Raw genomic sequence first — 21,525 nt, 5'->3', positions numbered from 1 at the left:
CGTACTGAGGCGGTGGCCGGAAGCACAGTCTAGTCGACCCGTCCCCGGCGGCATCGCAGCGGATCTCGTCGTAGGCTCGACAACCGTGTGGTCGCGGCCGGGCAGGGCTATGGTTGCACGGCACGCCGAGCGGCAGCGCGGCGCGCACGGGCGAACCGCAGCGGGTTCGCAGGCCAATGGCGATGGGCCCGACGGTGTCGGCTCGAACCGAGGAGGGTGTACGGCAGCTTGAGTACCCATGTTCTCCGCTGCGACGGTGCTCCCGTACCCATCGCGCTCGCGGCGCTGCCGACCACCCAGACGGCCGCCATCCCCGATCTCACCGTGATTGATGAACTGCTTCCCGTGCTGGCCGCCGACAGCCTGCCGCGCCTGATCGTGCTCGGTGAGGACGCCGCGCTGGCCGCGGTGCTCACCCATCTGATGCGCACCGAGCGCCTGCACGTGGAGATCGGGTACGTGCCGGTCGACAAAACCTATGCCTCGCACGCCTATCAGACCGGCACCGGCAACGCCGCCGCGAAGCGCGCCATCGATGGCCGCGCCGTGGAGACGCCGCTGGTTCGCGACGACACCGGCAAGGTGCTCGCGGGCCGGGCGGTGATCACCGGCATCGACGGCGAGCGGCTCGCCGGCGAGGCCTACGTCGACGACACGCTGCTGTTCTCCGGGGAGGTGACGGCCATGCTCGTTTCGCCGTGCCTCGAACCGCCCGGTGTGCAAGCCGCCGTGCGGCGGAGGTTCCGCAAACTACGCTGGGTGGAAGGACGGGCGGCGCAGCTCGGCACACCCGGCGCGATCGTGACCAGGGACGGCGTCCGCACCGATCGCCCGGTGCCGCGCTCGAGTTTCTACCGCCATCACCAACCCTGGCTGCTGGTGCGATGAGATCCCGGATCAACCGCGGATCGCGCGCGGTCCGGCCGAGCCCGGTGTTCCTGCTGGTGGTGGTCGTGACCGCGGTCGGCGGCGCGCTGGCCTGGGACGCCCCGCTGGACTCCACCAGGGCCAAGGCCGGCGTGTTCGTCCTCGTGGTGTTCGGCTGGGTGGTCTCGCTATGCCTGCACGAGTTCGCGCACGCGTACACGGCGTGGCGCGCGGGTGATCGCGAGGTGGAATTGCGCGGCTATCTGACGCTCAACCCGCTGAAGTACAGCCATCCGCTGCTGTCGATCGTGCTGCCGATGGTGTTCATCGCGCTCGGCGGGATCGGCTTGCCCGGCGGCGCGGTGTACGTGCACACACACGATGTCGCGCCGCGCACGCAGCGCGTCATCAGCGGCGCCGGGCCCGCCGTGAACGCGCTGTGCGCCGTGCTGCTGCTGGTGACCGTCCGGATCTGGGGCAGCTCCACCACCCACGCCGCATTCTGGTTCGGCGTGAGTTTCCTTGCCTTCCTGCAGATCACGGCCACGCTGCTGAACCTGGTGCCGCTGCCGGGACTGGACGGCTACGGCATCCTCGAACCGTCGCTGGGCTACCCGACCAGACGCTCGCTCGACCAGTTCAAGCCGTTCGGCATGCTGGTGCTGTTCGCGCTGCTGTTCACACCCGCGATCAACGAGGTCTTCTTCGACGCGGTGTACGCGCTGTTCGAACTGTCCGGCGTTCCGTCGAATTGGTCGCGCTACGGCGGCTACCTGACCCGATTCTGGACCTGATCTCCGGGCCGCCGCGCGCGACGTGGACACGGGGCCGCCCGGGTCGGGTCACCGGGCGGCCCCGCTTCTTCGCCGCTTCCGATCCGCCCTACCTCCCGGCTGCCACACCCCTTGGCCGGGAGGCCCTTTCGTCCACGTGCGAAGTAGTCGACCGCGATACCCCGCGACTCGCGGTCACATCGCAAAGCTACGGCGAGACGGCGCGCGGAACCCGAGTAGCGGACTACCCGAAGATCGAACTTCCGGCGCGTCGCGCCGGGCGCGGGACCACGGTGCCCGACGCGAATGTCCGAATACCGCTGAGTAGTACGGCGTCAGACCTCGGGCCGGACGTAGGGATTCTTGACCGTCGGCGGCAGCAGGGCGATCGCCGAGATACGTTGCACACCACACACCTGCATCAGGTCGACCAGCGTCGAACGCACCTGTGCGAACACGACGTGCGCCGAAAGCCCCGCGCCGGTCACCAATTCCGGGCGCGCGCCCTTCGCGACCGAACGCAGTACGCGGGCCGCCTCGGCGCGGTCGGGCTGCTCGCCAGGGTCGGCCAGCATCATCCGGCGCACCACGTCGACGGCCTGGCCGAGACGCTCCACCTCGTCGATCAGACCGGGGTGCAGGATTTCGTCGTCGCGCACCAGGCTCAGCGAGCGCCGCAACAGCACTCGAGTGTTGCGGATGGCGTTGTCCAGCGGATCCGCCGTGGCTCTGATGCGTTCGAGCCGCGGACGGGAGTTCCAGTACAGCGGCGAGATCCGGCTTATCTCGCGGCCGCCTTCGAGAGTGGCGCGCAGCGAGTCGATCTGCGGCTGGGTGGCGCGCATCGCGGTGAGGGCGCGGTGCAGCTTCTCCGGATCCTGTTCGAGCAGTCCGTCGGCGCATTCGGTGATCGATCTGCCCATCACGGCGAGGATGTCCGCGGCGAGCGTCCGCGCCCTGCGCACGGGATGCAGGGGAATCGCGGCGACCACCACCACGCCGACCAGACCGCCCACCAAAGCGTCGATCATCCGGGAGAGTCCGCCGCCGGCGGAGGGCGGCAACAATGTCGCTACCAGTACGGCGGAACTCGCCGCCTGCACGGTGATGACCGGACCGCCGTCGAGGAACACCGCCGCGGCCATGGCTACCGCGACCACCAGGGCGATCTGCCACACGCCGGTGCCGACGTGAGAGATGAACAGATCGCCGATGCCGATGCCGACCGCGACCCCGACCACCAGTTCCACCGATCGCCGCAGCCGCGCGCCGAAGGAGATGCCCATCGACACCACGGCGGCCGTCGGCGCGAAGAACGGCAGCGCGTGGCCGATGACGTGATGCGCGAGAAACCAGGCCAGCGCGGCGCCGACCGAACACTGGATGATCGGCAGCAGCGACCCGCGCAACCGCGCCGAGGAGGTGCGCAATCTCGCCATGCCGCTCGCGCGGGCCGCGCCGACCCGGGATATCGGGTCGAACGCACCCGTCACCCGGCCGCTACCTCTCATCGAATCGCTACGCGGTGCTCCGATCACTACGACTAGTCGAGGCCGAGCTCCGCGGCCGCCCTGGGGTCGCAGTCTTCCAGCAGATCCAGGCAGCGAGCGTACTCATCGGTCTCGCCGATCAGCTTGGCGGAGCGGGCCAGCGCGCCGACGCTGCGCAGGAACCCGCGATTGGGTTCGTGGCTCCACGGCACGGGACCGAAGCCCTTCCAGCCGTTGCGGCGCAGCAGGTCGAGTCCACGGTGGTAGCCGGTGCGGGCGAACGCGTATGCGGCGACGATGTCGTGATTGACCGCCTCGTCCGCGGCTTCGCCACGAGACAGCGCCGCTTCGGCGAGGTGCGCCCAGGCGATCGAGGCGGCGGGGTACTCGGCCGCGACCAGCACCGGATCGGCGCCGTCGAGGAGCGCGTCCTCGGCGTCGGAGAGTTCTGGTAGCAATACCGGCTGCGGTCCGAGCAGATCACCGAACGAGGTCATGCGGTTCATTGTGCACCGCGCGACGGTGTGCCCGACAAGCGACCGCCTCGCCTCCACGCGCAAGCGCGCAGGTCGAACCAGGAGGTCAGGTGGCGGGTCGGCATTCGTTCGGCTCGACGTGGGCTGATGCCGGACTTCGCCGGGCCGCGCCCATTAGGCTGGCCGTCGAGTTCAACAGTTCCGCTTAGCGAGGGGTGTGCGTGTCCGACCCGAACGACGAGAAGAGCACGGCGCGAGACAGTGCCGGACCGGCCGACGCCGCTGCCGGGGCCGACGCACGCCCCGACGCCGCCACCGAACGTATCCCGGCCTCGGACAAGAGCGGTCGCGCTGCGTCGGCCGCTCCCACCGAGCGCATCGCCAAGGCGCAGCGCCCGGGTGCGACGCCGTCGGGCGATGCCGGCGCGACCACCTCGGACCCTTCGGCGGCAAGATCGAAAGCGGACGCGGGAACCGGTAATCCAGCCCCCGGCTCGTCGCTCGCCGGGCAACCGGAACAGGCGCCCGGCGGTCCGGTTTCCGGGAAAGCCGCGAACGCGGCCACGGCGGGCGCGAAACCGGCCAATGGTCCAGCGGGCGATACGAACTCACCGGCCTCCGCCGCCGCGAATGCGGGCGGCCGCGCGCCCGTGGACAGCGCGGGACCCGGGCCACAGGCTTCGACACGGCCCGGTGGTCCGCAGACCGCGGCCCCCGGCGACCAAGCGAAAGCCACCGAGCGGCCCGCTCCCGCGAAGTCCCAGGCGGCCGGGACCTCGGCCGGATCGAACGCCCCCGGGGGGACCGACGCCAAAGTCCGACCGGCCTCCGGCCCGTCGAGCGCGGCGAATCCTGCCGGGGCGGCGAGGCCCGCGACGAGTTCCGGGGGCAGTAAAGCAGGCGCGTCGAACGCGCCCGGCGCCAAGGGCACAGCGCCTTCCGGACCAGCGGACTCGAAGCCTGGTTCCACTCCGGACCAGTCGCGCACCGTGGTGATCAAACGGGATCAGCTTCCGTCCGGCACCGCCCCCGCTGGCGGCGCCGCTTCGAAAGACACTGCGGCGCAGCCGGATCGACCGGCGAAAGACAAGGCACCCGCGCCCGGCGCGAAGGCGAGACAGGCGGCCACCGGTGCCGCGGCCGCCTCGACGAGCGGGGCGACCACATCCGCCGAGACGAGCCCGGGCGCGCCGCCCGAGTCCGCCGGTGATTCCACTCCGCCCGGCGGCAAGCCCGACTCCGAGGTCGAGACCGCGACGAGCCCCGAGGGCGGCGAATCCGCGACCGTCGTGATGCGCAAGCCGCGGCCGTCGGCCGGACCTGCTCCCGCGCCGGAGCGGACCGGTGCGTCCACCCCGGCCGAGCCGCGGAACCCGCCCGGTTCGGATGACGTGACCATGGCGATGCCGGTGGTCGGCTCGGACGACGCGAAGACCGTCGCGCTGCCCATCCAGCGCCCCGGGGATGGCGGCAGGCCCGGCACCGATCGCGTGGTCACGCCACCGGCGGGTCCGGTTCCGGTCACCAAGCCACCGAGCACGCCGCGGCCGGCTCCCGGTCCCAAACAACCCGGCCCGCACGGACCTGTCGCGCCGCCGCAGCACGGGCCGGGAGTCGACGACACGCGTCCGTCACCACAGCGGCCCGGGGGCAGACCGCGACAAGTGGCGACCGCGCCGTCCCCCGCGGACCTCCAGCAGACCGTGCCCGCGCAACCGATGGCGGGTCCGCGGGCGCCGCAGACCCGGCCCGTCCCGCCGCCGCAGCGGATCCCCCCCGCACCGCAGGGCGCCGGGGCGTCCGCCACCGGTCCCGCTCGGCCCGATCGGCGATTGCTCGTGCTGGGCGCGGCGGCCGTGGCGGTGATCGCGCTCATCGCGGTGATCGTGTCGCTTGTCACGATGTCCGGCGACGACTCCCCCGAGGCTCAGGTGCGCAGCGCCATCACCAGCTACACCGACGCCCTGAAGAGCGGGGACCTCAACGCGCTTCGCTCCAGCACGTGCGGTCCGCTGCACGACTTCTATCAGGGCATTCCGAGCGACCAGTTCGCCGGCGTGCACAAGCTGTCGATGGAACGCAAGAACATCCCGGTCGTGGACAGCATCGACGCCATCCGCATCACCGACGACACCGCGATCGCGCAGGCCACGGTGTACACCGAGGCCGACCCGGCGAAGCGGTCCGCACGCACTTTCGACCTGCAGCGCACTGATCACGGATGGAAGGTCTGCGACCCGCCCACCAGCCAGTAACCGGCCCCGCACTGTGCTCGCCGGCACGCATCGCGATGCCGGTCGTGCACGTCACACACGCCTGGTCAATGGTCCGGTTCGGCAGTAGCATGGCCCGGATCATGGGCAGGGAGCAGACGATGACACGGCCGGATATCGATGTCGTCGCGGTCACGCCGATCGGACAGCGATTCCGGGTGCGTGACCACTACGAGGTCGGCCGCGAGAAGGTCCGGGAATTCGCCCGCGCGGTACAGAACCACCACGCGGCGCACCAGTACGAAACCGACGCACGCGCGCTCGGATATCCCGGGTTGATCGCGCCGCCCACCTTCGCCTCGGTGATCGGGATGACCGGGACCAGGGCGCTGCTCGATTCGGTGCTCACCGAATACGACCTCTCCCAGTTCCTGCAGACCGATCAGGTCTTCGAGATCTACCGGCCGATCCTGGCCGGCGACCGAATGCGCAGCGAGATCGTCATCGAATCGATCCGCCAGTTCGGCGACAACGACTTCATCTCGGTGCGTTTCACGCTGAGCAACCAGCACGGCGAGGTCGCCATCGTCGGGTCGACCACGATCGTCGCGCGCCGCGGCGCCGAGGTCGACGCCACGCTCGACGACGTGGTGGAGAACATCATGATGCACGGCCCCCCGGCCGAAGCCCGCAGCGCCGACCGCGCGAACGACGAAGTGCTGGTGTCGCTCGGCGTCAGCCCACTGGTGGAGCCGGCCGAGCACGAGTCCACGCCGGTGCACACGCTGCCCGCCTTCGACGATCTCGCCGCGGGCGATCAACTGCCCGACGGCGCGTTCCGGCTGACCCGCGGCGACCTGGCCAACTACGCGGGCGTGTCCGGCGATGCCAATCCGATCCACTTCAGCGACCATGCCGCGCAGCTGGCCGGGCTGCCGACGGTGGTCGCGCACGGCATGCTGACCATGGGCTTGGCGGGTGGCTATCTCACCTCCTGGCTGGGCGATCCGACCGCGATCCAGAAGTTGAGCGTGCGGTTCTCGGGCTTCGTTCCGGTCGCCGCCGACACGGCGGGCACGGTGGAGCTCACCGGCCGGATCAAGTCGCTGGACTCCCCCGCGCGTACCGCGACCATCCTGCTCAGCGGCTCCTCCGAGGGGCGCAAGCTGTTCGGCCGCGCGCTGGCCGAGGTCCGGTTGCGCTGACCCGAGCGGATCACTCGCCGACGACCGAGTGCATCAGGTAGACGTTGTAGTCACTCCAGGTCGACATCGTGAAGTAGAGATCCGGGCCCGACGACCACGGGTGGATGAAGCCGCCGTACAGCTCCGGATAACTCAGCGCCGACACCGTCGGCGTGCTCTCCGACCACACGCCCTGTGGTGCGTCCGCCTCGCGGACGACGAGCGCGGCTTTCGTGGTGTCCAGATAGCTCATCTGCCAGACCGCGCGGGTGGCGTCGTAGCGGACCGACAGTTCACCGACGGGACCGTCCACGATCGGCGTGGCCGAGGCTGCGCCCCCCACGGGTGTCCAGGCGCCGTCGCGCCAGTACTGGTAGGCGGTGGTGTTGAGCAGTTGGTCCTGGGGCACCCGGGCCAGGCCGACCGCGCCGAGGCGGGTGTTGGGCGTGCCGAACATATAGACGTAACCTCCGTGCGGCACCATCGCGCTGACCTGGAAATTCGCCAGACCGAAGATGTTGTCCCAGCGGGCGTGCGGATCCTTCGTCCAGGTCTGGCCGTGGTCATCGGAGTAGGCGATGCCGCCGTAGTTGGTGAAGAACGTGCCGGGCAGGCTGTTCCAGGTCCGGATGGACATGTAGCTCAGGTACTGCCGCCCGCCCAGCGCGAAACCCGAGGTGGGGATGGTGGTGACCTCGACGTTGTCCAGCTTGCGGCTGGAGAGCACCTCCGCCGCGTGGCAGCGGTCGTCGGTGACCATGCGGTCGAAGGTCATCCCGTCGGTGAGGTCGCGGTCGGTGCTGAAGGCGAGCACGTTGCTGCGCCAATCCAGACCCATGCCGCCCGGCGGATGGAAGCCGCGCCCGACGGTGTCGCCGAACGCGGTCGCGATCTCACCCGGTGCGCTCTCCCACATGATGCCGAGGTCGGTGCCGTCCACCTGCCAGCGTTTGTCGGTGCGGTTCACCGAGTTAGCGCCGGTCAGCTTCGCCACCTCGCGAGCCGGGCCGAGGCGCGGCGCGGGGCGAGCGGGAGACTGCGCCGCGGGTTCGACCGGCGGCCGCACCGGCGCGGGCGGTGCGGGCACCTGGCCGGGGTCGGGGCCGGGGCCGGGGATCGCGAAATGGAATGGTTTGGGACTGAGCAGGATCTCCGGAATCCCCAGCTGGGCGGCCAGACCCGGCGGCGCGTCGGGCAGATCGGTGAGATCCGGACAGGGATCGGCGCAGGGATCGGGCGGCAGTTCCATCCGCGTTCGCTTCGGCGCGGGTTCAGGAAGCTGCGGCGGGAGCACGGTGACCACCGGATAGGGAATCGGAACCTCCAGCGTTTTCGGCACCAACGGCTCGTGGGTCGCCACCGGATCGGTCGCGCACGGACCCACTCCCGCGAGGGGACCTGCCGCTTCGGGCGCGGCGGCGGCAGGCCCGTCGGTGGAGACGAGCATTCCCGCGCCGACCACGATCGCACCGACCGTGGCGAGCATTCGCATCGCCATAGCAAAACCCCTCGAAATCCATTGCGGATACGGACCTTGCGAATACGAACCAGCGGAACGACCCTACCCCGTTCGACTTTCGAATACGCGCAGACCGACACGCTCAATAAAAAGTATGAATTTGCTTCATTTGGAAGGGGAACCGCCCCGGGTTTGCTAGCGTCCATCTCACGGCAACTCCAGTCGGGGGGAGCCGCCGTCCGGAGCGTAACTCCGGGATAGATCGAACTCGTTGCCGCCGAGCGTGTTCCAGCACGCCCGGCCCCGACCAAGAACGGATCAGATGAAGAACACACTCCTGCGCGCCGTATTCGGTATCGGCTCCGCCGGTGTGCTCGCCGCCGCCGTTGTCACCCTCGGTTCGCCCGTCGCCGCGGCCGATCCACTCACCGACCTGCTGTGCGGCACCGGATCCGCACAGTTCTGTCCACCGCAGGCGGCGCCGCCGCAAACTCCGCCGAAGCCGAGCGATCCACCGGCCCCGAACAACCCGCCGGCGAACAACCCGCCGCCGCAAACGCCCCCGGGCCCCTACTACAAGAACTGCACGGAGGTCCGCAACGCCGGTAAGGCCCCACTGTTGCGTGGACAGCCGGGTTACGCCCCGCACCTGGATCGCGACAACGACGGAATCGCCTGCGAGTAGGTCGTACCGACCGACCCGGGAGCGGCCTCCGCCGTCCCGCCCGCGCCTAGCGCAGTGCCTGGAAGGTCAGGATCGTCGCGCCGATCGTGATCCGATCGCCGTCGGCGAGCAGGACGCCGCTGTCGATCGGATCATCGTTGACGAAGACGCCATTGGCCGAATGCAGGTCCTTGATGAGCAGACCCGAGCGACTCGGCATGATGTGCGCATGGTAGCGGCTGGCCCGCGGATCCTCCAGCACCAAGTCGTTGTCGGTCATCCGGCCGATCCGCAGGCCGCCCTGGGCGATCGCCACCACCCGACCGTCCGGCATCCGTAACTGGCCGCTGCGCACCGCACGCGGCACCTCGGTGACCGTCTCGGTCATCGCCGCGGCCAGACGCTCGACCTGCCGGAGTTCCACCGTGCTCAGCGGCTCCTGCCGCAGCACACGCTGCTCCAGGTCGATCAGCGCCGGTCCCGGGTCGATGCCGAGTTCGTCGGCGAGCACGCCGCGCACCTTCCGGCACGCCTCCAGCGCGTCCGCCTGACGTCCGGACAGATACAGCGCGGTGATCAACTGGCCCCACAGCGGTTCCCGCAACGGGTGCTCATTGGTCATGCCGACCAGCTCGCCGATCACCGAGGACGCGCGCCCGCAAGCGATCTCGGCATCGATCCGGGCCGCAGCCGCCAGCAGCCGCTCCTCGTCCATGGCGGTGGCGAAACCATCGGCGAACTGCGATCCGGCCAGATCGGCCAGCGCCCGGCCGCTCCACTCGCGCAACGCGGAGCCGAACAACTGCGCCGCCCCGGCGTGATCGCCCGCCTCGGCGGCGCGGGTGCCCGCCTCCCGCGCCGCCTCGAAACGTCCCAGGTCACAGGCGGTGTCGTCGATCTCCAGCCGATAGCCCGACGACTCGGTGCGCAGCACCGCCGCCGGGTCCACCCCGGAATTGCGCAGCGCCTTGCGGATATTCGAGACGAAGACCTGCAGACTGGCGGCATAGGCGTCGGGTGGTTCCTCGTTCCACACCAGATCCGCGAGGGCGGCCGACGACACCGCGCGCCGCCGATTCACCGTGAGCGCGGCGAGCAGAGCTCGCGGTTTGGGCCCGCCGACCGCCACCGGCTCACCACCGACGAGCAGCCGCACGGGCCCGAGCACGCGCACATCCAGACTCATGTGCACCAAGCCGGGTGGATCAGGGTCAAGCGCTGATCGAGCGTCCGGCCGAGTGCAGGTCGTTGCACGCCTCCACCACGCGCGCCGCCATCGACGCCTCGGCCTTCTTCAGGTAGCTGCGCGGGTCGTAGGCTTTCTTGTTGCCCACTTCGCCGTCGATCTTCAGCACGCCGTCGTAGTTGGCGAACATGTGCCCGGCAACCGGCCGGGTGAACGCGTACTGGGTGTCGGTATCGACATTCATCTTCACCACGCCGAAGCGCAGCGAGTCCTCGATCTCGGACTTCAGCGAGCCCGAACCGCCGTGGAAGACGAAGTCGAACGGCTGCGCGTCGGCGCCTAGACCGAGCTTGGCCGCGGCGACGCGCTGGCCCTCGGCGAGCACCTCCGGCTTGAGTACCACGTTGCCCGGCTTGTACACGCCGTGCACGTTGCCGAAGGTGGCCGCGAGCAGGTACTTGCCGTTCTCGCCCGCGCCGAGGGCGTCGATGGTCTTCTCGAAGTCCGCCGGCGAGGTGTAGAGCTTCTCGTTGATCTCGGCCTCGACGCCGTCCTCCTCACCGCCGACGACACCGATCTCGACCTCGAGAATGATGTTCGCGGCGTGCGTGGCCTTCAACAGCTCCTTGGCGATCTCGAGGTTCTCATCGATCGGAACCGCGGAACCGTCCCACATGTGCGACTGGAACAGCGGGTTGCGGCCGGCGTTGACCCGCTCCTGGGAGATCGCCAGCAGCGGGCGGACGAACGTGTCCAGCTTGTCCTTCGGGCAGTGGTCGGTGTGCAGCGCGATGGTCACGTCGTACTTGGCCGCGACCACGTGCGCGAACTCGGCCAGCGCCACCGCGCCCGTGACCATGTCCTTCACGCCCTGGCCGGAGCCGAATTCCGCGCCGCCGGTGGAGAACTGGATGATGCCATCGCTGCCCGCGTCCGCGAAGCCCTTGATGGCCGCGTTGATCGTCTCCGACGACGTGCAGTTGATGGCCGGGAAGGCGAAGGAATTGGCTTTGGCCCGACCGAGCATCTCGGCGTAGACCTCCGGAGTCGCGATGGGCACTGTAAGACCTCCGTGTTGTGCGGCAAAGACCTATTTTGTCAGCCTTTACCCTAAGGCAGCGGTGTTTCGCCTGGTACGCAGGGAGGGAGTGCGCGGCTGACGCACCGGTAATTTTGCGCACAGCACGAGCATTCTCCGGCGAAGCCGGTACTGTGGGGCCGGTAATTTGCGCTGGCAGCTTCCGACGCGGTGGCAAGCGATTCAGGCCAGCCGTATCGGGACAGGAGGCCACGTGATTCTGCAGGCAGCGACAGAATCGGTGACGAGCAACCTCGCGCTGACGGAGTTGCTCGACCCGATGCACCTGCTCACGGAGACGTGGCTGAAGGACGCGGTGCTGCCGGCCATCCTGGTCATCGTCTTCATCGAGACCGGCCTGCTGTTCCCGATCCTCCCCGGCGACTCGCTGCTGTTCACCGGCGGCTTGCTCGCCGCACAGCCGAATCCGCCGGTGTCGATCTGGGTGCTGGTGCCCGCCGTCGTCCTGGTCGCCTTCGCGGGAGACCAGTGCGCGTATTGGATCGGCCGGGCGATCGGTCCCGCGCTGTTCCACAAAGAGGACACCCGGTTCTTCAAGAAGCACTACGTGACGCAGACGCACGAGTTCTTCGAAAAGCACGGGCCCAAGACGATCATCCTGGCCCGCTTCGTGCCGATCGTGCGCACCTTCATGCCGGTGCTGGCCGGCGTCTCCAAGATGGACTACCGCAAGTTCGTGGCGTTCGACATCGTCGGCGCGCTGCTGTGGGGCGGCGGTGTCACGGTGCTCGGCTACTTCCTGGGCAACGTCGCGTTCATTCGGGACCACGTCGAGGCGATCTTCCTGCTCATCGTCTTCGTGTCGATCCTGCCCGGCATCACCGCGGTGGCCAAGAAGCTGCTCGGCCGCGATGCCAAGGCGCATGAGCAGACCGAGGCGAAGCTGACCGCTTCCACCAGCGAGTCCACCCGCTGAAGCCGGTGACGACGGAATCGTCGCCCCTAGCCGTGGGCAGTTTCGATCCGCTACTGTCGGCGGGCCCCGCGCTCGTCTGGACGGTGGTGCTGACCTTTGTTTTCCTCGAGTGCGCGGTGATCCTCGGGCTGTTTCTGCCCGGCGACTCCATGCTCATCACCGCGGGCATCGTGATGGCGTCGCACGCGTCGGGCGAGGCGCACGTCTGGGCGCTGTCGCTGGGCGCGATGGTCGCGGCCATCGCGGGCAACCAGGTGGGCTACGCCATCGGGCACCGAACCGGACGACATCTCGTGGCCCGTAAGAACGGCAGATATATCAACGTCCGCAACCTGCAACGCGTCGCGGAACTGCTGCGTCGGCACGGATTCGTCGCGGTCCTGCTCGCCCGGTGGATCCCGTGGGTGCGCACCCTGTGCCCGTCGGTCGCGGGCGCCGCGGGCATGGACCACCGCAAGTTCACCGTCGCCAGCACCATCGGCGCGATCGTCTGGGCGCCGGTGCTGTTGCTCATCGGGTACTACGCGGGCAATTTCCTGCAGCGTGTGCCGTGGCTGATGCCGATCGTCATCGGCACGCTGGTGGTCGGCCTGATCATCGGGACGGTGCTCGGCGTGCGACATTACCGGCAGGAGATGTCCCAGCCCGCCGAGGACTTCGCGCTGGAAGCGGCTCCGGGCACCGTGCTGGAGTCCGAGGGCTGATCCGCGGTCACAGACCGGCGGCGCTGACCTGGTAGGCCGCCTCCATGAGCAGCCAGCCGGACAACTGCACCGACAGGTCGCGTCCCGGCACTTTCGACGGGGTGACCGAGCCGCCGGAGGTGAGGTAACCGGCTCCCGCGCTGCCGCCGGGCAGTCGCGCGGGCTTGCTCCAGTCGTGCCCGAACAGCGGCTCACCCTCGACCTGGAGCCGGTTCGCCCACGCCGCCGTCGCGGACGCGGTGACGATCGCGGCGGCCGCACGGCGGTCGGCGATCTGCTCGGCGTCCTCGCCCGGCAGCATCACCGCGACCAGCGCCAGGTACCGGGCCAGGATGCCGTTGAACAGTCCGCCGTCGCCGCCTCCACCACCGTCGACCACACCGTCGGTGGTCAGGTGTTCCTCGACGGCCGCGAGCAGCCGGTGCACGCGTTGGGTGTGCCTGGGCTCGCCGGTCTGCACGGCCAGTTCGGTCTCCAGGCCGAGCGCCACCCCCTGGCAGTAGGTGAACACGGGGCGCTCGACCTCGCCGGAGGGTAGGTGGATGCCGTCGAGGATCAGCCCGGTCTCCGGATCGCGCAGCGTCGCGTCCAACCAGTCGGCCATGTCCTCGGCGCGTTCGACGCGCCCGAGTCGCAACAGCGCGATCGCGGCGGGACCGTTCGCCGGCGCATTGAAATAGTCCGAGCCGATGCGCCACGGCAGACCGCCGCCGACCTGGGGTTGCCAGCCGTCGTGCAGTTGCTTCTCCAGCGCCGCGAGCGCACTGCGCACGTCGGTGCCCTGGGTGCGCTCGGCGCGTTCCAGCGCGATGGCCAGCCAGGCCATGTCGTCGTAGTAGCGGTTGGTCCAGCCGGTGATGTTGCGGATGCGGAGCGAGCGCGCGAGCGCGGCGATCCGCCTGCGGCGCGGCGGAGTCGGCACCCGGTTCGCGGCGTCGGTGGCGCACTCGATCAGATGCGCCTGCCACCAGTAGTGCCACGCGCCGAAGACCCGCTCGCGCTTGGTCGCGGGCCAGCCGACCACGCCGAGTTCGGTGCCCGGCAGCGCCCACAGCGCGCGCAGGTGCCGGGAGATGATCGCCGATTCGGCCATGTCGGCCCGTTCGGACCACAGGATCGCCGGCGCGACGGCCTCCCGGCCCGCCGATGCCCGGCCGGCCGGCGGACGCGGTACCGCGGAGCCCGTCTCGGCGTGCTCCACGCTCGGCACCTCGATATCGTCGCTCCGCGAGGTCATAGCTCAATGGTGCCAGGCCAGAACGCATTTATGCGCCCGATTTGTTACGAAAGCGATGTGCGATCGTGCCGGTGGCTTTCCGCGGTGGAAGATCGCCTGCTCACACGGCCGAAGCGGCGTCCGGCGGTCGCCATGCCGCGTTCAGATCGGCGTGTTGCCGGATCCAGGCGTGCATCGCGATCCCGGCGGCCACGCCCGCGTTGATGCTGCGGGTCGAGCCGAACTGCGCGATCGACACCGTCAGCGCGGCGGCCCGCTTGGCGTGGTCGGTGACCCCGGGGCCTTCCTGGCCGAACAGCAGCAGGCACGCGCGCGGCAGCGTCACGGTCTCCAGCGGCACCGAACCAGGCACGTTGTCGACGGCGACCACGGTCAGTCCGGCCTGCTCGCTGAATGCCAGCAGTTCGCCGATATCGGCATGGTGACGGATGTGCTGGTAGCGGTCGGTCACCATGGCGCCCCGGCGATTCCAGCGCCGTCTGCCGACGATGTGCACGGCCGCGGCGGCGAAAGCGTTCGCCGTGCGAACCACCGTCCCGATGTTCGCGTCGTGCCCGAAATTCTCGATCGCGACGTGGAACGGGTGCCTGCGCCGGTCGATGTCGGCCACGATCGCCTCGCGGCTCCAGTACCGGTACGCGTCGACCACGTTGCGGCGGTCGCCACCGGCCAGCAGTTCGGGGTCCAGGCGCGGGTCATCCGGCGGCGGCTCGGCGTGCTCGCTCGCCCACGGACCGACACCGTTGGGGTGCTCGCCCCACTCAGTCGGGCCGGGTAGGTCCTGCTCCGCCGCGTCCGGTGCTGGGTGACTCATCCCCACGATGCTAATTCCGGGCACTGGGCCCGCGACGTGCGGCTCAGTAGCCGGACGAGCTGCCCACGAACGGTCCAATGAATTGGCACAGCATTGGCACAGCACAAACCCGAGGGCCGACGACGCTGTCGTTGTCGGCATGGTGTGCCAGACTGGCCGCAACGCGGTATCCGTGCGGGGAGGGGAGGAAGCGATGACCGTCGACGTGAACTGGCCTGATCATCTGCTGACCCTGGAGGACTGGATCGCGCTGCCGGAGGACAGCAGCCGTGATAACGAGCTTGTCGAGGGGGTTCTGGTCGTGTCACCGAAGCTGGTGTCGCAACATCAGCGCGCTATCTTGCGGCTGGGCTCGCAGTTGGAACCGCAACTACCGGGCACCCACGGCGTGCTGGCCGATACCGAAGTGGTGGTCGACGCAGGTTCGCTGCCGACCATCCGAGTTCCGGACATTCTCGTGGTCCCAGAGGCCGGTATCGAGGCCGATCTCCCGCGCTATGACGCGGCCGACGTGCTGCTCGCAGTGGAGATTCTGTCACCCGGTTCACGACGTACCGACCGGGTGACGAAATTCTTCGAGTACGCCGAGGCAGGTATCGAGTATTACTGGCTGATCGACCTCGACAAGCCCACAAGCCTTGCCGCCTATCACCTCATCGGCCGCGACTACGAACTCGTCGCCGAACGACCCGGCACCCTGACACTCGACATTGCCGGGACCCCGATCACGATCGACCTGCCCGCGCTGACCAGCAGCCGAGCGGGCCGATAGCGCCTTCCACCGGGTGTTTCAGGCCTATCCTGGAAGTCTGGCACTCGCGGTGGAGGCTGGGATGGATCACGAGCGGATACTGCGCACGGTGCTCGGAGTGACCGCCGGGTATCTGATCCTGCTGGCGCTGTGGCTGGGGTGGGTGGTGCACCGGACGCCGCCGGGAACCGTGCCTTATCAGATCGTGGCGTTGGTCGGGTTGTTCGGCTCGTGCGTCGGCATCGGGATGATGCTTGCCGGGCGGCCGTCCAAGGCGGATCGCCAATTGTGGCGGCACGGCTTGGAAGGGTGGGCGACCGTCGAGGGCGTGCACCCGCTGGAACACACCGATCATCACACCGAACTCACCGAACTGGATCTGGAGCTGACCGTACCGGGCTCCGAGAGTTACCGGGGCACTGTGGTTTTCGACGCAGCCCCGGCCGACAAACCGCGGCTCGCGGTGGGTGAGATCCTCTCGATTCGCGTCGACCCGGCGAACCGGGATCGCATCATTCTGGTGCTGTGAGCACCGGCTTGACGTGTGCTTTCGGATCGGCGAGCAGATACTGCGCGGCCGCGTAGGTCGCCAGGATCACCCCTTCGGTCACCCGGCGGGCTCGCTGACCGCGTGCGAACAACCGCCGCACCACGATGAACCCGTCCGAAACGGTGAACAGCAGGGCCCCGAGCCCGAGTCGGCTGCGCGGATCGGCGCCGGGACGGTTGATGCCGGCAACGGTTTTCGGGGCGGGCGCCAGCGCCGGGTCCGATGCCAGCACGGCCGCGGCGCCCAAGGTGACGCCATAGGCGGTCAGTGGTGCGGCCACCGAGGAGGCCCGCTTCCGCAGCAACCCGGCCGCCCCCAGCCAGGCAGCCACTCGTGGTAGGACCGCCCGGGCGGTGGGTCGGCCACCCATCCGCCACCACAGCGTGGCGTATCCGGCCTGCATCACCGCGAACGACGACGCGCCCGCGATCAGTCTGCGGTCGTCATCCGGATCGATGAGCAGGATGTCGCCGACCGTGGCCGCACCGAGCGAGCCGATCAACACCGTGCGCTCCGTGGACCGCAGTTCGGTCCCTGCGGTGGCCACGTCCGCCGCGAGCAGCGGCATCAGCAGCGGCTTCGCGATCCACTGCACCCTCTCCCGCCCGGTGACAGCGCCGTAGACGGTGAGCGCCGCCGCCGCGAGATACCCGGCTCGGAACGGCCGCATGGTCAGAAGCTCGCCTCGGCGGGCGCGGGCGGCAGCGTGACGACCTGGCCCGCGTAGCTCAGGCCCGCGCCGAAGCCGAGCAGCAACGCCGTCTGCCCGCCCTTGGCCTTGCCGGTGACCAGCATCTCCTCCATCGCGAGCGGAATCGACGCGGCCGAGGTGTTGCCGGTGTTCTCGATGTCGTTGGCCATCGGGATCTCGTCGGCCAGCCCGAGGTTCTTCTTCATCAACTCGTTGATCCGGGCGTTGGCCTGGTGCGGAACGAAGACCTCGATGTCCTCTTTGGCCACGCCGGAGACCTCGAGCGCGGTGGAAAGCGCGCGCGGCAGGGTGACCGCGGCCCAGCGGAAGACTCGCGGGCCCTCCATCCGCAGCGACATCCGGCCGACCGGATCCACGGCCGGGTCGAGCCCCTGCATGGCCTGAGCGCGCCGCATGTACTCCAGGAAATCGATGTCCTGGCTGATCGCGGCGGCGTTCTCACCGTCGCTGCCCCACACGGTCGGCGAGATGCCGTTCTCGTCGCTCGGGCCGACCACGACCGCGCCCGCGCCGTCACCGAAGATCATCGCCGTGCCGCGGTCGGTGGGGTCCAGCCCGACGGTCATCGTCTCGGCGCCGATGAGCAGGACGTACTCGGCCGAGCCGGACCGGATCATGTCGGCGGCCACGCCGAGTCCGTATCCGAAGCCGCCGCAGCCGGAGGTCAGGTCGAAGGCGGGGACACCGTTCATGCCGATGTCGTAAGCCACCTGCGGCGCGCCGTGCGGGGTGAGGGTCAGCCAGCTGGAGGTGGCCAGGATCACAGCGCCGATCTTCGATCGGTCCACCCCGCTGTTGACGATCGCACGTTCGCCCGCCGCCGCGGCGATCGACCGGAGCGTCTCGTCACCGCTGATCCAGCGCCGATTGCGGACACCGGTGCGCTCGTAGATCCACTCGTCGGTGGAATCCAGGACCTCGCAGACCTCGGCGTTGCTGACCAGGCGTTGGGGTCGGTAAGCGCCGATTCCGAGCATCGCGACGTTCTCGCGGCTCCTGTTGACTGCAATGCTCACCACTGGTGACTCACACGACCCTTCACCTTCGAAGAATTAGACCATCGTCCAGGCTATCCCAGGGCGAGATCCGTCAAGCCGAGGATCGAACGGTACTCCAGTCCTTCCGCGGCAATCACCTGGTCGGCGCCGGTTTCGCGGTCGACGACGGTGGCGACGCCGACCACGGTAGCGCCCGCCGCCCGCAGTGCGCGCACCGCGGTCAGGGGTGAGTTGCCGGTGGTGGTGGTGTCCTCGACGACCAGCACGCGCTTGCCCACGACATCCGGGCCTTCGATCTGGCGCTGCATGCCGTGCGACTTCGCGGCCTTGCGCACCACGAAGGCGTCGATCGGGCGGCCGGGCGCGTGCATGATGGCCAGTGCCACCGGGTCGGCACCCATGGTCAGGCCGCCGACGGCGTCGAAGTCCCAGTCCGCGACGAGCTCGCGCAGCAGCTTGCCGATCAGCGGGCCCGCGCCGTGGTGCAGGGTCGCGCGGCGCAGGTCGACGTAGTAGTCGGCCTCCTTGCCCGAGGACAGGGTCACCCGGCCGTGCACGACGGCGAGCTCCCGTACCAGCGCGGCCAGCCGGTCCCTGTCGTTGGTAATCACGTCGATCATGTCAAGTCCTTCCGCGTGCGTCGAACAGCCCGCGATTGAGCCGGGCCCCCAGGGTTCGCGGGATCATTCCGGCGACGGTCGTGAACGTTTTGTACTGCATACCGGGCACGCTGAGCACCCGGCCCTTCTCCAGATCACGCAGTGAGCCGGCGACTACCTGCTCGACGCTCAGCCACAACGCTTTCGGCAGCGAGGACATCTCGATGCCCGCTCGCTGGTGGAATTCCGTGCGGACGAATCCTGGGCACAGGGCTTGGACCCGGACTCCGGTTCCGGCCAATCCGCCCGCCAACCCTTCCGTGAAGGATACGACGTACGCCTTGGACGCCGAGTACGTCGACCCTCGTCCGGGAATCAGGCCCGCCACGCCTGCCACATTGACGACGCGGCCGTTGGCCGCCGCGATCATCGGCGGCAAGGCGGCCCTGGTGAGCCGCACCACCGAGGTGACGTTGACGTCCAATTGCGCCTGCACCTGCTCGGGCGGCAAGGTCCAGAACTCGCCGGAGTGCACGAAACCCGCGTTGTTGATCAGGAACTCGACGCCCTCGGCCAGCCGGGCGGCGACCCGCTCGCGGTTCTCGGCCCTGGCCAGGTCGGCGGGGATCAGCTCCGAGCGGGTGCCGAAGCGGCGCCGCACCTCGGCCGCGAGGGCGGTGAGACGCTGCTCGTCCCGGGCGACCAGCACCAGGTCGTAGCCGAGCGAGGCCAGACGGGTCGCGTAACCACGGCCGATACCCGAGGTCGGTCCGGTGATCAGAGCCACCGGGCGGGTGGCGCCGGGCAGCCGGGGATGCTCGGTCATGACGGCGCGATCGATCGCAGTCGCTCGGGTCCGACCGCGGTGAGCGCGCGGCCGGTCACTTCGGCACGGGTCCCTGGTAGGGGCGGAAGCCGGGGTGGAACGGTCCGCCGGGCGGGTCGGCGGGCCGCTGCCGCGAGTCGGGCTCGGGCCGGCTGTCGGCGGCACGCTCGTCGCTCTGCTCACGCGGCCGGGGCGGCTCGTCCGCGCGCGCACGGGCGCGGGTGTTCGGCACGACCGCGAGCGACGGGCGGCGCGCCGCTTCCGATCCCCGCTCCTCGGATCGCTCGCCGGCGTGCGAGTCGTCCTCGGACCGTTCACCGCCCTCGTCCTCAGGGCGCGGACGGTCGCCCGCGTCGTCCTCGGCGTCCCGGACGCTCTCGCCCCGCTGACGCTCGCGGGGGCGGGGGCGGCCCGGTTCGGGTCCGCCTTCGTCGAAGCGCGGCTCGCTGACCGGTGGCAGCACGTGCAGCAGACCGGACAGGCGCAGCACCGCGTCGATCGCGCCTTCCCAGTCCTTCGGGGTGGTGCCGACCAGCAGCATGCCCAGCGTCCAGTTGCCCTCGCTCCAGAGCATCTGCACGCTGTCCGGAAGGTTCTCGATGAAGGCGACCATGCGCTGATCGATGGCGTGCCTGGCGATTTCGGGATTGGTCGCGAACACCACGCGATCACCGATGGCGCCGAGCAGTTCCAAGTCGTGGTCCTTGGGCGGGGCGGCCGTCTTCAGCCGCATGTCCACGTCGATATCCGAACCGATCTGGCGGCGGACGGCGACCAGCGTCGCGGAGTCCTCCAGGTCGAACAGCACGAACTTCTCGCCCTTGCGCATGCCCGAGACCACGTCGACCGCGGAGAGATAGCCCAGTTTGGTCAGCGCGCCTCGCCGCCAGGTGGACGGTAGCGCGGGTTCCACGGACACGTAGGTATAGCCCTGCGACTTCGCCCAGACCTGTCGCGCATGACCGGTCCGCTGGCGCTGGAGCCGATCGAAATACAGCAGCACGATCGCGCCCACGAGCGCGATCGCCGCCAACCCGAACCACATTGCCGTCATCGACGCCTAGCCTAATGGTCCCGGCCGGACATGGTCCGTCATTACCCCCGGCGCTTCGCGCGGGCCGTGCCCGGCGCGGCTCATCGTCCGCCGCCGGGCAGCGCGGTACCGAGGATGACTTTGGCCTGGATCGATCCGTCCGCGGCCTTGTCGCCCTGGATCAGCACCAGCTCACCAGTGGCCAGATCGGATACCTTCGTGCCCGACAACGCGATCACCTGGGTGTTCGCGTCCGTGCGCACCGTGATGGTGTTGCCCATCACCGAATTCAGTGTCAGGGTGCCCCCGTCATTGGCGGTGATGGTGCCCATGGTCGCGCCGAGTCCGTCGGCGTCGCCGAGGCCGGGCACGCTGGGCAGCCCGCTCGGTGGGGTCGGGTGCGCGTTCCTGGTCCCGGGAGCGGGCCTCGTGGTGACGCGCGTGGTCGAGGCCGCCGCGGTGTCGGTCGAAGCGGAATCGCCCGCGCCCAGCAGCACGCCGGCGACGACCCCGATCGCACCGATCAGCAACACCACGCCGAGACCGAGAGCGATCCACAGGCCGGTGTTGCGCCGCGGCGGCTGCGGTGTTCCCGGCGGCGGTCCACCACCGGGCGGCAGCGCGCCGCCGGGCGGACCGGCCGCGCCCGCAGCGGTGTCCGGATAGGCGGCCCACTGCGAGTCGTAGGCCGGGAACTCGCGGGTCGCGTTCGTTCCAGGCGGGCCCCAGGCTCCGTACCGCTCCGTCGGGGGATACACCGACGGGGCGCCGGCGCCGTACGCGTCGGGGTACTCCATGGTGTGCTCGGGCCCCACGTACCCGGACTTGCCCGGCAGGCCCAGGTGTTCGGTCGGTGCATCCTCCGGCCGCTGCCCCCAGGGATCGTTCGGGTTGGTCATGTCGTCCAGCGTAGGCTTTGTTCGGTCGCACGCACCCGCACCGGATGGACCGGTGCGCCTCCGGCCGAACCGCGT

General features: G+C 69.5%; 22 protein-coding genes. 9 read left to right on the top strand and 13 right to left on the bottom strand.

Annotated elements, in window-relative coordinates; genetic code table 11:
- The first annotated feature begins 228 nt into the window (after window positions 1–228).
- Window positions 229–888 carry a hypothetical protein gene (locus ACT89H_RS16145; RefSeq protein ID WP_445109436.1) on the top strand — a complete coding sequence of 220 codons (660 nt, stop codon included), beginning with the start codon at window positions 229–231 and terminating at the stop codon, window positions 886–888.
- The gene (locus ACT89H_RS16140) at window positions 885–1,661 is read left to right on the top strand and encodes a site-2 protease family protein (RefSeq protein WP_445109435.1); all 777 of its coding nucleotides are present in this window, start codon (window positions 885–887) and stop codon (window positions 1,659–1,661) included. Before ACT89H_RS16145 ends, ACT89H_RS16140 begins: the two co-directional genes overlap by 4 nt.
- A gap of 314 nt (window positions 1,662–1,975) precedes the next feature.
- Here ACT89H_RS16140 and ACT89H_RS16135 read toward each other — a convergent pair whose 3' ends face one another.
- On the bottom strand, window positions 1,976–3,079 hold the full coding sequence (locus ACT89H_RS16135) for an FUSC family protein (protein WP_445109765.1): 1,104 nt from the start codon (window positions 3,077–3,079) through the stop codon (window positions 1,976–1,978).
- A gap of 104 nt (window positions 3,080–3,183) precedes the next feature.
- The gene (locus ACT89H_RS16130; RefSeq protein ID WP_445109434.1) at window positions 3,184–3,627 is read right to left on the bottom strand and encodes a DUF3151 domain-containing protein; all 444 of its coding nucleotides are present in this window, start codon (window positions 3,625–3,627) and stop codon (window positions 3,184–3,186) included.
- A 200-nt stretch (window positions 3,628–3,827) separates the two neighbouring features.
- Between ACT89H_RS16130 and ACT89H_RS16125 the strand changes: the two genes are divergently transcribed.
- Both ACT89H_RS16125 and ACT89H_RS16120 read left to right on the top strand, forming a co-directional pair.
- A complete protein-coding gene (locus tag ACT89H_RS16125) occupies window positions 3,828–5,861 on the top strand; it encodes an Rv0361 family membrane protein (RefSeq protein ID WP_445109433.1) in 2,034 nt (677 codons plus the stop codon).
- 119 nt (window positions 5,862–5,980) lie between these two features.
- Complete coding sequence (locus ACT89H_RS16120) at window positions 5,981–7,024, top strand: fused (3R)-hydroxyacyl-ACP dehydratase subunits HadA/HadB (RefSeq protein WP_445109432.1); 1,044 nt, start codon at window positions 5,981–5,983, stop codon at window positions 7,022–7,024.
- Between the two features lie 10 nt (window positions 7,025–7,034).
- Here the strand turns inward: ACT89H_RS16120 and ACT89H_RS16115 are convergent, their stop codons facing one another.
- Window positions 7,035–8,501, bottom strand: a complete 1,467-nt coding sequence (locus tag ACT89H_RS16115) for a glycoside hydrolase family 183 protein (RefSeq protein ID WP_445109431.1) — start codon at window positions 8,499–8,501, stop codon at window positions 7,035–7,037.
- Window positions 8,502–8,784: 283 nt separating this feature from the next.
- Between ACT89H_RS16115 and ACT89H_RS16110 the strand changes: the two genes are divergently transcribed.
- Window positions 8,785–9,147: an excalibur calcium-binding domain-containing protein gene (locus ACT89H_RS16110; protein ID WP_445109430.1), complete on the top strand. Its 363-nt coding sequence runs from the start codon at window positions 8,785–8,787 to the stop codon at window positions 9,145–9,147.
- A 46-nt stretch (window positions 9,148–9,193) separates the two neighbouring features.
- Here the strand turns inward: ACT89H_RS16110 and ACT89H_RS16105 are convergent, their stop codons facing one another.
- Both ACT89H_RS16105 and fbaA read right to left on the bottom strand, forming a co-directional pair.
- On the bottom strand, window positions 9,194–10,312 hold the full coding sequence (locus ACT89H_RS16105; protein WP_445109429.1) for a BTAD domain-containing putative transcriptional regulator: 1,119 nt from the start codon (window positions 10,310–10,312) through the stop codon (window positions 9,194–9,196).
- Between the two features lie 25 nt (window positions 10,313–10,337).
- Entirely contained in the window at window positions 10,338–11,372 is a 1,035-nt protein-coding gene (gene fbaA, locus ACT89H_RS16100) for a class II fructose-bisphosphate aldolase (RefSeq protein ID WP_445109428.1), read from the bottom strand.
- A 298-nt stretch (window positions 11,373–11,670) separates the two neighbouring features.
- Between fbaA and ACT89H_RS16095 the strand changes: the two genes are divergently transcribed.
- Entirely contained in the window at window positions 11,671–12,327 is a 657-nt protein-coding gene (locus ACT89H_RS16095) for a DedA family protein (protein WP_445109764.1), read from the top strand.
- A gap of 5 nt (window positions 12,328–12,332) precedes the next feature.
- The gene (locus ACT89H_RS16090) at window positions 12,333–13,031 is read left to right on the top strand and encodes a DedA family protein (RefSeq protein WP_445109427.1); all 699 of its coding nucleotides are present in this window, start codon (window positions 12,333–12,335) and stop codon (window positions 13,029–13,031) included.
- 7 nt (window positions 13,032–13,038) lie between these two features.
- Here ACT89H_RS16090 and ACT89H_RS16085 read toward each other — a convergent pair whose 3' ends face one another.
- Window positions 13,039–14,124 carry a glycoside hydrolase family 76 protein gene (locus ACT89H_RS16085; protein WP_445109763.1) on the bottom strand — a complete coding sequence of 362 codons (1,086 nt, stop codon included), beginning with the start codon at window positions 14,122–14,124 and terminating at the stop codon, window positions 13,039–13,041.
- A 244-nt stretch (window positions 14,125–14,368) separates the two neighbouring features.
- Entirely contained in the window at window positions 14,369–15,082 is a 714-nt protein-coding gene (locus ACT89H_RS16080; protein ID WP_445109426.1) for a TrmH family RNA methyltransferase, read from the bottom strand.
- Window positions 15,083–15,275: 193 nt separating this feature from the next.
- Between ACT89H_RS16080 and ACT89H_RS16075 the strand changes: the two genes are divergently transcribed.
- Together ACT89H_RS16075 and ACT89H_RS16070 are read left to right on the top strand one after the other, a co-directional pair.
- Window positions 15,276–15,854, top strand: coding sequence for a Uma2 family endonuclease (locus tag ACT89H_RS16075; protein ID WP_445109425.1), 579 nt, complete (start codon window positions 15,276–15,278; stop codon window positions 15,852–15,854).
- Window positions 15,855–15,915: 61 nt separating this feature from the next.
- The gene (locus ACT89H_RS16070; protein WP_445109424.1) at window positions 15,916–16,362 is read left to right on the top strand and encodes a hypothetical protein; all 447 of its coding nucleotides are present in this window, start codon (window positions 15,916–15,918) and stop codon (window positions 16,360–16,362) included.
- On the opposite strand, the gene ACT89H_RS16065 is transcribed toward ACT89H_RS16070, so the two are convergent.
- From ACT89H_RS16065 to ACT89H_RS16040, 6 genes are all read right to left on the bottom strand, one after another.
- A complete protein-coding gene (locus ACT89H_RS16065) occupies window positions 16,346–17,053 on the bottom strand; it encodes a lysoplasmalogenase family protein (protein WP_445109423.1) in 708 nt (235 codons plus the stop codon). The genes ACT89H_RS16070 and ACT89H_RS16065 overlap by 17 nt on opposite strands.
- Window positions 17,054–17,055: 2 nt before the next feature.
- The gene (locus tag ACT89H_RS16060) at window positions 17,056–18,114 is read right to left on the bottom strand and encodes a beta-ketoacyl-ACP synthase 3 (RefSeq protein WP_445109422.1); all 1,059 of its coding nucleotides are present in this window, start codon (window positions 18,112–18,114) and stop codon (window positions 17,056–17,058) included.
- A gap of 50 nt (window positions 18,115–18,164) precedes the next feature.
- Entirely contained in the window at window positions 18,165–18,713 is a 549-nt protein-coding gene (gene pyrE / locus ACT89H_RS16055; protein WP_445109421.1) for an orotate phosphoribosyltransferase, read from the bottom strand.
- A gap of 1 nt (window position 18,714) precedes the next feature.
- Window positions 18,715–19,518, bottom strand: a complete 804-nt coding sequence (locus tag ACT89H_RS16050) for an SDR family NAD(P)-dependent oxidoreductase (protein ID WP_445109420.1) — start codon at window positions 19,516–19,518, stop codon at window positions 18,715–18,717.
- 55 nt (window positions 19,519–19,573) lie between these two features.
- The gene (locus tag ACT89H_RS16045) at window positions 19,574–20,563 is read right to left on the bottom strand and encodes a TtfA family protein (protein WP_445109762.1); all 990 of its coding nucleotides are present in this window, start codon (window positions 20,561–20,563) and stop codon (window positions 19,574–19,576) included.
- A gap of 89 nt (window positions 20,564–20,652) precedes the next feature.
- A complete protein-coding gene (locus ACT89H_RS16040) occupies window positions 20,653–21,450 on the bottom strand; it encodes a DUF5666 domain-containing protein (RefSeq protein WP_445109419.1) in 798 nt (265 codons plus the stop codon).
- Between the last annotated feature and the right edge of the window lie 75 nt (window positions 21,451–21,525).

This window comes from Nocardia aegles (assembly GCF_052545135.1).
This window is presented reverse-complemented; position numbering and strand designations above follow the sequence as displayed.

Bases quoted from the DNA above. Each gene is read 5' to 3' on its own strand.
- ACT89H_RS16140 (WP_445109435.1), top strand. From the start codon at position 885: ATGAGATCCCGGATCAACCGCGGATCGCGCGCGGTCCGGCCGAGCCCG.
- ACT89H_RS16135 (WP_445109765.1), bottom strand. From the start codon at position 3,079: ATGGCGAGATTGCGCACCTCCTCGGCGCGGTTGCGCGGGTCGCTGCTG.
- ACT89H_RS16130 (WP_445109434.1), bottom strand. From the start codon at position 3,627: ATGACCTCGTTCGGTGATCTGCTCGGACCGCAGCCGGTATTGCTACCA.
- ACT89H_RS16120 (WP_445109432.1), top strand. From the start codon at position 5,981: ATGACACGGCCGGATATCGATGTCGTCGCGGTCACGCCGATCGGACAG.
- ACT89H_RS16115 (WP_445109431.1), bottom strand. From the start codon at position 8,501: ATGGCGATGCGAATGCTCGCCACGGTCGGTGCGATCGTGGTCGGCGCG.
- ACT89H_RS16110 (WP_445109430.1), top strand. From the start codon at position 8,785: ATGAAGAACACACTCCTGCGCGCCGTATTCGGTATCGGCTCCGCCGGT.
- ACT89H_RS16105 (WP_445109429.1), bottom strand. From the start codon at position 10,312: ATGAGTCTGGATGTGCGCGTGCTCGGGCCCGTGCGGCTGCTCGTCGGT.
- ACT89H_RS16095 (WP_445109764.1), top strand. From the start codon at position 11,671: ATGCACCTGCTCACGGAGACGTGGCTGAAGGACGCGGTGCTGCCGGCC.
- ACT89H_RS16085 (WP_445109763.1), bottom strand. From the start codon at position 14,124: ATGGCCGAATCGGCGATCATCTCCCGGCACCTGCGCGCGCTGTGGGCG.
- ACT89H_RS16080 (WP_445109426.1), bottom strand. From the start codon at position 15,082: ATGAGTCACCCAGCACCGGACGCGGCGGAGCAGGACCTACCCGGCCCG.
- ACT89H_RS16075 (WP_445109425.1), top strand. From the start codon at position 15,276: ATGACCGTCGACGTGAACTGGCCTGATCATCTGCTGACCCTGGAGGAC.
- ACT89H_RS16070 (WP_445109424.1), top strand. From the start codon at position 15,916: ATGGATCACGAGCGGATACTGCGCACGGTGCTCGGAGTGACCGCCGGG.
- ACT89H_RS16065 (WP_445109423.1), bottom strand. From the start codon at position 17,053: ATGCGGCCGTTCCGAGCCGGGTATCTCGCGGCGGCGGCGCTCACCGTC.
- pyrE (WP_445109421.1), bottom strand. From the start codon at position 18,713: ATGATCGACGTGATTACCAACGACAGGGACCGGCTGGCCGCGCTGGTA.
- ACT89H_RS16050 (WP_445109420.1), bottom strand. From the start codon at position 19,518: ATGACCGAGCATCCCCGGCTGCCCGGCGCCACCCGCCCGGTGGCTCTG.
- ACT89H_RS16045 (WP_445109762.1), bottom strand. From the start codon at position 20,563: ATGTGGTTCGGGTTGGCGGCGATCGCGCTCGTGGGCGCGATCGTGCTG.
- ACT89H_RS16040 (WP_445109419.1), bottom strand. From the start codon at position 21,450: ATGACCAACCCGAACGATCCCTGGGGGCAGCGGCCGGAGGATGCACCG.